Origin of the sequence: Wolbachia endosymbiont of Bemisia tabaci (genome assembly GCF_003999585.1) — a bacterium.
Taxonomy (GTDB): Bacteria; Pseudomonadota; Alphaproteobacteria; order Rickettsiales; family Anaplasmataceae; genus Wolbachia.
The window spans coordinates 501,600-511,560 of sequence record NZ_CP016430.1; the positions used below are offsets into that span (position 1 = coordinate 501,600).

The 9,961-nt window shown below is 33.1% G+C and carries 8 protein-coding genes and 1 pseudogene; all 9 read left to right on the forward strand.

The annotated features are described in order from the left end of the window. Positions 1-357: 357 nt before the first annotated feature. Entirely contained in the window at positions 358-1,314 is a 957-nt protein-coding gene (locus BBB02_RS02325) for an ankyrin repeat domain-containing protein (protein WP_245970173.1), read from the forward strand. A gap of 2 nt (positions 1,315-1,316) precedes the next feature. Beyond that, positions 1,317-1,772 (forward strand): hypothetical protein, encoded by a 456-nt coding sequence (locus tag BBB02_RS06370; RefSeq protein WP_245970174.1) that lies wholly within the window; start codon positions 1,317-1,319, stop codon positions 1,770-1,772. Positions 1,773-1,911: 139 nt separating this feature from the next. After that, a complete protein-coding gene (recR, locus tag BBB02_RS02330) occupies positions 1,912-2,499 on the forward strand; it encodes a recombination mediator RecR (protein WP_179948521.1) in 588 nt (195 codons plus the stop codon). Between the two features lie 118 nt (positions 2,500-2,617). Further along, positions 2,618-3,688 carry a hypothetical protein gene (locus BBB02_RS02335; RefSeq protein WP_127463854.1) on the forward strand — a complete coding sequence of 357 codons (1,071 nt, stop codon included), beginning with the start codon at positions 2,618-2,620 and terminating at the stop codon, positions 3,686-3,688. Positions 3,689-3,743: 55 nt separating this feature from the next. Continuing rightward, complete coding sequence (locus BBB02_RS02340) at positions 3,744-4,946, forward strand: KAP family P-loop NTPase fold protein (protein WP_127463855.1); 1,203 nt, start codon at positions 3,744-3,746, stop codon at positions 4,944-4,946. Positions 4,947-5,104: 158 nt separating this feature from the next. After that, positions 5,105-7,009 carry a molecular chaperone HtpG gene (gene htpG / locus BBB02_RS02345; RefSeq protein ID WP_127463856.1) on the forward strand — a complete coding sequence of 635 codons (1,905 nt, stop codon included), beginning with the start codon at positions 5,105-5,107 and terminating at the stop codon, positions 7,007-7,009. 38 nt (positions 7,010-7,047) lie between these two features. Next, complete coding sequence (locus BBB02_RS06175; protein WP_179948513.1) at positions 7,048-7,257, forward strand: hypothetical protein; 210 nt, start codon at positions 7,048-7,050, stop codon at positions 7,255-7,257. 52 nt (positions 7,258-7,309) lie between these two features. Next, a complete protein-coding gene (locus BBB02_RS06180; RefSeq protein WP_179948514.1) occupies positions 7,310-9,499 on the forward strand; it encodes a TomO hydrophobic C-terminal domain-containing protein in 2,190 nt (729 codons plus the stop codon). Positions 9,500-9,648: 149 nt separating this feature from the next. Next, positions 9,649-9,961: pseudogene (locus tag BBB02_RS02360) on the forward strand (hypothetical protein); the annotation flags it as partial.

Consider the following 9,961-nt stretch of genomic DNA (forward strand, 5'->3'; position numbering starts at 1 on the left):
GTATCTGGAATTCTGAACATAAGATCCCCCTGTATAAAAAAGATTAGAAAAAATGCAGTGAACATACGACAGATATGCTCTGAAGAGGATACGCTACATTTTTTAATGAGTTTAATAAAAAAGTCTGCAGACGGAGATAGATTTTTGAGCTCAATAAATATCTCTAACTGTAATTGTAATCAGATTTAAAATATGCGGAAGTAATTTTTTAGCTATAAAATCTTCTAAAAAATTAACACAGAAGTTAGTTTCATAAGTATTTTTATCAAAAACTATTTTAAAAAAATTTAAATAGAGTTGAAAAATTTTAAAGATGAGATACCCTACCTGAAATGCAACTTCTGTGAAAAAAGAAATATGAAAGGTGAAATAAACGCTGCAGCAAATTTTCAATCAGAAGACTTTGTATCTAAAAATAAGGATTTTGATTGTTTAGCTAACCCTATAAGTGCTTCGAATGAAAAGCTAGAGAATAGTGTTAAAGCTAAAGATAAAAAGAATGAGGCGCCTTTTTCCAGTAGAAGAGGCAGCTCGCATGTTTTAGAACTTTTTTCTAATGAAAATGTTGAGATTCACATTCAAGATAAAACGCCTTTTGCTGCTCGGAGTGAATCAGGTATAGCTGGAATATTTAGAGGTATAACTGGGTTGTTTAAAGGTAGGAATAGTATGAACGTAACCCTTTATCAATCTAAAGTGCAACGTAGCCCTGCAATTGATTATAGTACTACAGAAAGTATAGGGTCACGGCTACTAAATATCTGTAAAGGAGAAGAAGATATCTCTTTTGATCAAGAGATTAACTCCCTATATAAAGATGGTTGTTTGTATGATGCCTTATTGTTGCAAGATGAGAAAAATCAGGACACACCTTTACATGCGGCTATTAAAAAAAATCGTGCTGATTTTGTAAAAAAGCTTTTGTGTGTCCTTAAGGAGCCATACCGTGCGAATGAGTTTTACAAGCACAAATATTTTGAACATAAGCAAGAGAATGAAAAGCCGCTTTTCAAAGTTATTAATACTAAGAACGAAGGCGGAAAAGACGTAATTACTCTGGCTATTGAAGGTAATAATTCAGAATGCATTTCAGCTCTTTTTAACTACTTAACTCGTGAAAATATTAACAGAAGAAAAGATGTTGAAAATGAGTATACACCTCTACACGAAGCTGTGCTTCTTAACAAAAATGAAGCAATCAAAGAGCTTCTAAAATCAAAGGATATGGATACTGAACTAATAGATAAGGAATCTTACAAAGCATATAATTATATTACAAAGCATCTAATTATACTAATGACCAAGAGGCAATAGAATTGTTTATTAAGCACTATAGTAGTAAAATTAGTGAGTTGCGTATAAAATTAGAAGATAATAATAAAAAATTAGCGCGAATTAAGTGCGTCCTAAGCAAAACAAAACTTACTTGTGTATGCTTAGCAGCCTTTGGCTCTTGTTTTAGAATGTATAGAAATTCCCATGACATAATAAATGAAAAAGTGAGTGAAGATATGTTATATTATTCTCTTGCATTGCTTGCCAACACTACAGGTCTAATATTATTTTTTAATTATTTGATCGATACAATACTTTCCAAGTATGAAGAAAAAAATTCTAGTTTGAATAAAGAGTCAGACAGTTATGTAGAAGAAAGAAATATGTTGAAAAATAAATTGCGTCATTTTCAAAAAAGAAATACTAGAACAAATACTCAAATGTCTGAGATAACTTCAGTTACATCTGAGTCAGACTTAAGTTACAGTAGATTGTGATTACATTACTTTTTTCAAGACAACTTCTGAGAAAAGTGGAAAAATTTTTCTATAGCTAATCAATATAAAGACTTACTACTTTCTTTACGAAAGGTTTGATGTTATCATTTTTGAACTATCTTGAATTTACTGAATGAACATTAATATAAGGAATCTAGTTCATGCTTTTTCTAAATTGCCAAGTTTAGGGCCATCGTCATCAAGAAGGTTAGTTATACATTTGCTCCAAAATAAAGAGAAAGTCATGCTACCACTTGCATCTTTGATTAAAGAGCTAGCAGATCTTATAATAGAATGTAAGATTTGTGGAAACCTAGATACTAAATCGCCGTGCTCTATTTGTATTAACCCAAAGCGTGACACCAACTTAATGTGTGTAGTAGAAGAATTGGGTGATCTATGGTCATTTGAAAAAGGGAATATATATTCAGGTATGTATCATGTTTTGGGTGGAAGGCTATCAGCAATAAATGGTATAGGTCCCAAAGAACTCAATCTTGATAATATTCCTAAAAGAGTTACAGAATTTAAAATTGAAGAGGTCATTATTGCAATCAATCCGACATTAGAGGGTCAAGTTACCGCACATTACATAATTGAATTGCTAAAGAATTCAAATGTAAAAATATCGCGCCTTGCTTGCGGCATACCGATAGGTGGAGAAATTGACTACCTAGATGAAGGGACACTGAAGATAGCGCTTACTTCAAGACAGGATATTAAATAATATTCCATTTCTTCTGAGCAACATACTTTAAAAATACTGTGACATGCTTCAGCCTAGAAACTTGCTTACTAATTGAAAATATTATACATTTAAATATAGTGTTTTAAAATGAGGGGTTATGTTAACTTTTGTACTAGATGGAGTACGTTATACTTATAATTGGTTAATCAAAAAATCAAGATCAACTACTCTTGATTTCATCGCGTTATTTAACAAAAAATACGCAGATAGTAAACGAATTGAATACATATTAAAGGATATAAAGATTGACTTAGGACTACAAGTGCCTAATTTAGAAGTGAAAAAATTAAAAGAGTTTGATTTTAAATCAAATGATCTACTCTTAACAAAAAGCGATATTAATTTTCACAATACAGATTTATTAAAGGATATTATTATTAAACCTGATTTCAGCAAAATAATAAGAGAATTAAATGCTCGATATGAGGATATTATTATTAAACCTAATTTCAGCAAAATAATAAGAGAATTAAATCAAGACGAATATGCTCGATATGAGGATATTATTATTAAACCTAATTTCAGCAAAATAATAGGAGAATTAAATCAAGACGAATATGCTCGATATAAGGATATTATTATTAAACCTAATTTCAGCAAAATAATAAGAAAATTAAATCAAGACGAATATGTTCGATATATTGATAACCTAAGCTTTATATTTCCATTAATGCTGGTGTATACAAACTTTGTGCATAGTGACTGGGTATCTGATAAGTATGGTAATTCTGCACTAATAGAATTAATAAAAACTTGTGATAGTAGGAAAATCATGGAGGAAAAAATAGACTTATGGAAGGAAAAAGGAAAGTTAACAATAGATATCAGTTTGGATGCAGGAAGCTTAGCTTATATAAACGGGATGTTTCCTTTAATACAAAAAGCTATTAAAAACAGGAGTTTTATAATTCAAAACTATTCTGGACTCTATGAAAGTGGAATTGAGCAACTAGTAACTGAATTCAAAGATTGTAAAAGTTTAAAGGAAACACAGGAAGTAATAGACGATCTTACACAAAATTACGTGCAATACATGGAAAGATGCATAGAAGAAAAAACAGGAATAAAAACTATCACATATGATCCATGTGGTGTACTTGATCCTGTAAGTAGCTTGAAAAACATTTCTATTAATGTGTTAGAAAAACATGGATTACTAAGCAAATGATTGTCTGGACCCTTAACTTATAAGATACTATAGTAAAATATAGCATAAGGATCTTATGTGCTTTAAAAAACTTATATCATTAGTAAGATTCAGAAAAAAAGAAGAGGAGCAATTGCCCAAGGTAATAATTTGGGAGAATGATTGCTTAGGCTATAAACAAGTTGCAAGTAAATTTAGTTCTATAATCAAGACAATTGGTAAGTCTTTTTCTATTGTATCCTTAGAAGGATATGATAAATGGGGTAAGACGTTTTTTTTGAAAGAATGGGTAAAGGATCTAGAGCAGCAAAATGAAATTGCAGCTTATTACAGCGCATGGGATATTAGTGCGCTAGATCAACCATTGCCTTCTTTTTTGCATTTCCTGTTTGAGGATCTATTTGCATCATACGAAGTAAAAAGGAGTGTTATACAGCAGTTCAAAAACATAAACCAAGAACTATTTTCTCTCAATACATTAGGAAAGCTAATCAGTAAATCTCCACTTGCTATGCTTTCAGTATTTCTCGATGCTGCAAAAGAGGCTGATAAGAAAGACATTGGTTTTGTCTTGGGTGAGTTAAATCTTCTCCAAAGGAGAAAAGAGAACATTAGAGATTTTAAAATACAACTAGCAGATGTGGTTAATAAAATCAGGAAAGACAAAAACATTTATATAATGGTGGATGATCTTGATATATGCCGCCCTAAATTCATTGTTGATTTTTTAGAATCCATAAAGTATATGCTCGATGTGGAAGGACTGGTTTTCATTATCTCTGTTAGTCAAGATAAAAGTAACGTGCAAAGAGCAATCAGCACAATACTTGGACCAAATTTTAGCCTAAAATCTTTTACTGATCTCTCTTTGCATTTGCCAAAACAGCCAACAGAGCAGTTTATAAGAAAACTGTTTGAAAGTTCTGAATTACCGAAAAAATCAAAGAGTTTAATAATAGATAGCTTTATATTTTACGCAGAAAGCTTCTCATTATCATTAAAAGCAATACAGTACTGCGTAAAGAAAATAAAGCTATGTTATGTGAAAGTTGATCCGAATTTATTTACATTTTTAGTAATACTACAGTTAGTAAACACTGATTTGTATGAAGAATTATATTCATCACCTCAGACAGCACTGGAGAAGATTGATAGCGCTTTGATTCTAAACGGTCAGGAAGAATGGGAAAAGCTTAAAACTTCTCTTGAGACTACTTTTAAAGAAAAAGAATCAAAGACTAACAAATCTTTGAAGCAAATAAGAGATATTATATTCTAGCACTTTCTTTTTAATTTGCATGACACAATGGTTGTGCTTATTCCAGTTTAGCGTTGGAACCATAAGCTGGCTCACATAAATTTTAGCATACATGACCTTGAAAGATCGCGGTGCAATACTTAAATTATTAGAATAGTAGGCTAATAATGGAGCTCAAAATGCACGATGTACAAGAAATTGAAAATTTAAAATTTGACGCTGAAGTAGGCAAAGTACTAAATATAGTAATTCATTCACTTTATACCAATAAGGATATTTTCTTGCGTGAGTTAATATCAAATGCATCAGATGCATGTGATAAATTGCGCTATGAATCACAATTAAACGCTGATTTATTAGATTCAAGTGATGAGTTGAAGATTACTATTAGCTCCAGTAAAGATAAAAATGAGCTGTATATAACCGACAATGGAATTGGCATGAACAGGCAAGATTTAATAGATAATCTTGGCACGATTGCAAGTTCTGGTACGCAAAAATTCTTGAATGCAATTAAGAATAATAAAGATTCGAGCCAAGCTGTAGAGCTGATTGGAAAGTTTGGTGTTGGTTTTTATTCAAGCTTCATGGTTGCCTCAGAAGTTATAGTAGAGTCAAGGAAAGCCGGAGAAGAAGAGTCTTGGGTATGGAAATCTAAAGGAGATGGAGAATATTCAATCAGCAAGTTAGATGGTCAAATCTCTCGTGGCACAAAAATTACGCTCATCATGCGTCCTGAAGAAAGCGAATTTTTAGACAAATTCCGTATTGAAAACATTGTTACTACTTACTCTGACCACATAAATTTTCCCGTTGAGTTTGTAAATGAAGAGGGAAAAAGTGAAAAATTAAACAGCAAAGCTGCAATTTGGACTAAGCCAAAAAATGATGTTACTCAAGAAGAACATAATGATTTTTTTCGCGGTGTTGCGCATGTCGGCGGTGAGCCTTGGATGATACTGCATAATAAAAATGAAGGAGCAATAGAATATACAAACTTGCTTTATGTTCCTTCTATTAAGCCTTATGATTTGTTTCATCCAGATAGACGCTGCTCTGTAAAGTTATATGTCAATAAAGTATTTATTACTGAAGATAATGTACAAATTATACCACAATACCTGCGTTTCTTGAAAGGTGTGGTTGATTCACCAGATTTGCCTCTCAACATCAGCAGAGAAACACTGCAGAATAATCGCGTTGTTGAGCAGATTGGGAAATCCCTAACTAAACGCGTGGTATCAGAGCTCGGCAAAAAAGCAAAAGATAATTTAGAGGAATACACAAAATTCTGGGGCAATTTTGGTGCGGTGTTAAAAGAGGGTCTTTGCGAAGCTATGCCAACTGATGAAAGAGAAGCGTTGCTTTCCATTTGCAGATTTCATAGCACCAGTGATGATAAGCTAGTTAGTATTGATGATTATATAAGCAGAATGAAGCCTGAACAGGAACATATCTACTATCTCACAGGAAATAGTCTCGATTCAGTAAAAAACAGTCCACAACTTGAAGGATTCGTCAGCAAAGGATTGGAAGTGCTTCTATTTGTTGATCCAGTTGATGATTTCTGGACTAGCGTGATTCATGAATATAAAGATCAAAAATTTAAATCTGTAACTCGCGCTGATGTTGATTTAGAAAAATTCTCTTCAGAAGAAGGTAAGAAAGATGAAGAAAATAAATCAGATGAAAACAAAAGCGAAGAAAACACGGATTCTATACTTGAATACTTCACTAAGGTTCTTGGAAGCTTAGTAAAAAGTGTAAAGATCTCTAAGAAATTGACCGACAGTCCTGTGTGTTTAGCAGTTGATGAAGGAACTATGGATCTTCGCATGGAGCGTTTTTTACGTGAACAGAAGCAGCTAAATTACCGCACGCCAAAAGTACTTGAAATTAACATTAAGCATCCTTTGATAAGAAACATAATGGAATCTCACGCTGAAAATGGTGAAAACCCAACACTTGGAGATATGATTTACTTATTGTTCTATCAAGCTTGTATAGTGGAAGGCGAAGAGATGGAAGACGTAAGTCTGTTTGCTAAAAGACTCAATAATTTGCTTGGCAAAATTTCTGTTTAATGCTATAATTAACTTAGCTAATAGTTAGGGGGTAAAACATGGGTGATTGGAATTTATCTGCTGGGCTTATGTCACCAGCAGTAGATACTGCAGAAAAAGAAAAGGAACGTCGTCATTCCAGAGATTCAGGTAATGAAAGTCAAGAAGAAGTTAGCGTTGATAATTCTGACACTGAAGATACGCCTTCTAATGGAGCAAATACGTTAAAGTTTCAGCTAACACAATCTCTGCTAAGTCAAGGCAAGTGAGAATAATGGGGATGCAAATTCTGGCAAGCAAGCTTACAAAGACCTACCCAGGATGGATTTTGTAATTAATGGTCAAGTTATAGACAAGAATTTCGTTAGCCAGCTTCGTGATAAATGTAATCAAAATGACCAACGCCAAATCGCAAAACATGTTTTTACAAAAATGTTTGAACATGCTAAAGCAGAAATTCCAAATGATAATCTATTAGAAGAATTAATTAATAGTTGCAATCAGGCTGGTTATGATGGCTCTTTGTTAATGCAGCTCTCTCCTATATTTTTGGGACACGATTTGCAATTGCCTGATGCTAATGATAGACATATAGAGATTGTCTGTAGTGATCAGGATTCTTTAAATATTAAATATTGTCCAAATATGCCTGTTAAGCAACTGGATAAAGAAATATGCAGGGTTGATGCTATTTTAGAGTTCACGCTTAAATCTCAAGATGGTAAAGTAGAGTATGAAGACGGCAAGGTAACGCTTACCATTCCTGAGAAATTAAAGAATTACAAAGTTGATGGCAAAAGTTTGTTAGATGATATAAAGATGCATTTTGAAGATGTTGATAACGCAATTATTGAGTCTCTTCTTGAAAATATTGATGAAGGTCAGAATTCATTTGTTGTAGATTTGTCAACACAGGTGAATTCAGATTCATTTGATATTATTCCTGAGGATACAGTTTTTGATCTGGGCCATATTCCAGAATTAGTAAAAAAAGCAGTGGATGATAAGGATGTTAATGCCTTGGCTGATCACATAGGCTTTTTTCAAGATCATGTTACTCATGTATCATCTAAGGAAGGTTTGCCAGTAGTAGAGAAAACATTAGAAATAGTAAGTGGTTTTACCAAGGAGCAAAGCAAGCCATGGAGATGTTATCCTACTGTACCTATTGCAAGTCATATATATTCTGTCAAGCAGCAGTATTATGATGGTTACATTTCTCAAGAAGGTTATGAAAAGCTTAAAAAGATGGAGGAGACTTTGTGCAAGATCAAGTCTGATCTAATAAAAAGAAGTAGCAATGATCCCAATGAAGAATCTCCTGTTAAAAATGCTCAAGATACTTCGGCTATACTAAATGAGGCTCCAACCTCAAGCCAAGCAGTGAATCAAGAAGATAATAATCAATTAAGTACTAAAGAATCCAAAAGTACTGACAATCAACAACTACAAAGCGGTATTGTTGATGAAGGAGAAAATATTATGGATAATAAAAAGGCTTCAAAAGAAGCTATAAGTAATAATTATAGGAGGGGTAAAATGCATAGTAGTGATCAAAATATAAAAACCGTAGGGGAAATGTTGTTTGATGCTATCTCTAGTTTTGATTGTAAAAAAGTAAGGTCTTTAGTAGAGCAGGCAAAGCAAGAGGGCAATAATGTAGAACCTATCATGAATGAAGCTTTTAAGAAAGCTAATGAGACGAGAGTTAAGCAACAAAGTACAGCATCTAGAAAAAAGCTCAAAAAAATTAAAGAGTTTCTTAAAAAAGAACTCGATAATATTGCCATATTATCAATGAGCAATGATGTAGAAACTACTGTAAGTAGACAAGAAGTTCCTGTGGTGGAATCTGAAGGAAGTGAATCAGATTCACTATCACTGAGTTCTGAGAAGGATGATTTTTCTAAACTTGAAGGTGATAAAAGTGATTGCTCTGCCGGAACTTCCTCAGACTCTAATAGTAATTCTCCATTTGAAAAAATTAGTGAAGAAGGTCATGAAACAAGAATATCTGTAATTGACACAGTGGAAGCTGAAGCAACAGCTAATGGTACTGTTTCTAGTAATTCTGTTCCTTGTACTTTCAGAGTAGAATTAACAAGTGATGATGAAGATGAATTTCTTTCGATTGAATTTGAAGATGTTAATAATGATATTAACGTCAATCAACCTACTGAGCATGTAGAACAAGTTGCTAACGGAAATGGACAGCCAAAAACAGAATTGCCAAGAATTAATGAGCAAAGCAGCAAAAGTGGCCTCAAAAAAAATCCACAAAATACAAAGAAGTATGTTGTAGCTGCTTCTGCGCTTGCAATAGCCGGTATTGTTTCAGGGGTGGCTGTTGCAGTTTACTTGGAAATGTTAGCAGTGGGAATGCAGCTCTTTGTGTTATTGCGGCTGCAGTTACGTACTGCTATAGACCTCAAAGCTCACTTGAGGATAATGAGGTTGAAAAGGCTGATGTTACGCAAAAAAGTACACCTTGTTGTGGCTGGTAATGAATAAATATAGTAGTCTATCATTCAATAATTTATTATAATTGTATTGATTATTAATAGATAAGAACTTGGTAGACTACGAAGAGATGCTTGCTAAGTTGACAAAATTGCCATTTAATGCTACACTTAGCTTAACTACTAATTAGGAGGAAAAACATGTTAGGTTCAGATTTTGTATCACAGGAATCAAACAAAATTTTAAAGAAATCAGATTCTAGGGATTCTGGCACTGAAGAAGGGTTTGAAATTTTAGAACGAGAAGAAAAAGAGCGCCGTCATTCTGAGGATTCAGGTAATGAAAGTCAAGAGGAATCTGGCGTTAATAATTCTGATACTAAATCTAGTGCAGTAACTACGTTAGAATTTCAGCTAACACAATCTCTGCTGGGTCAAGTAAAGGCAAATGAGAATAATGAAGATGTAAAGTCTGGTAAAGTAGCTTATAAAGACCTACCTAGAATGGATTTTG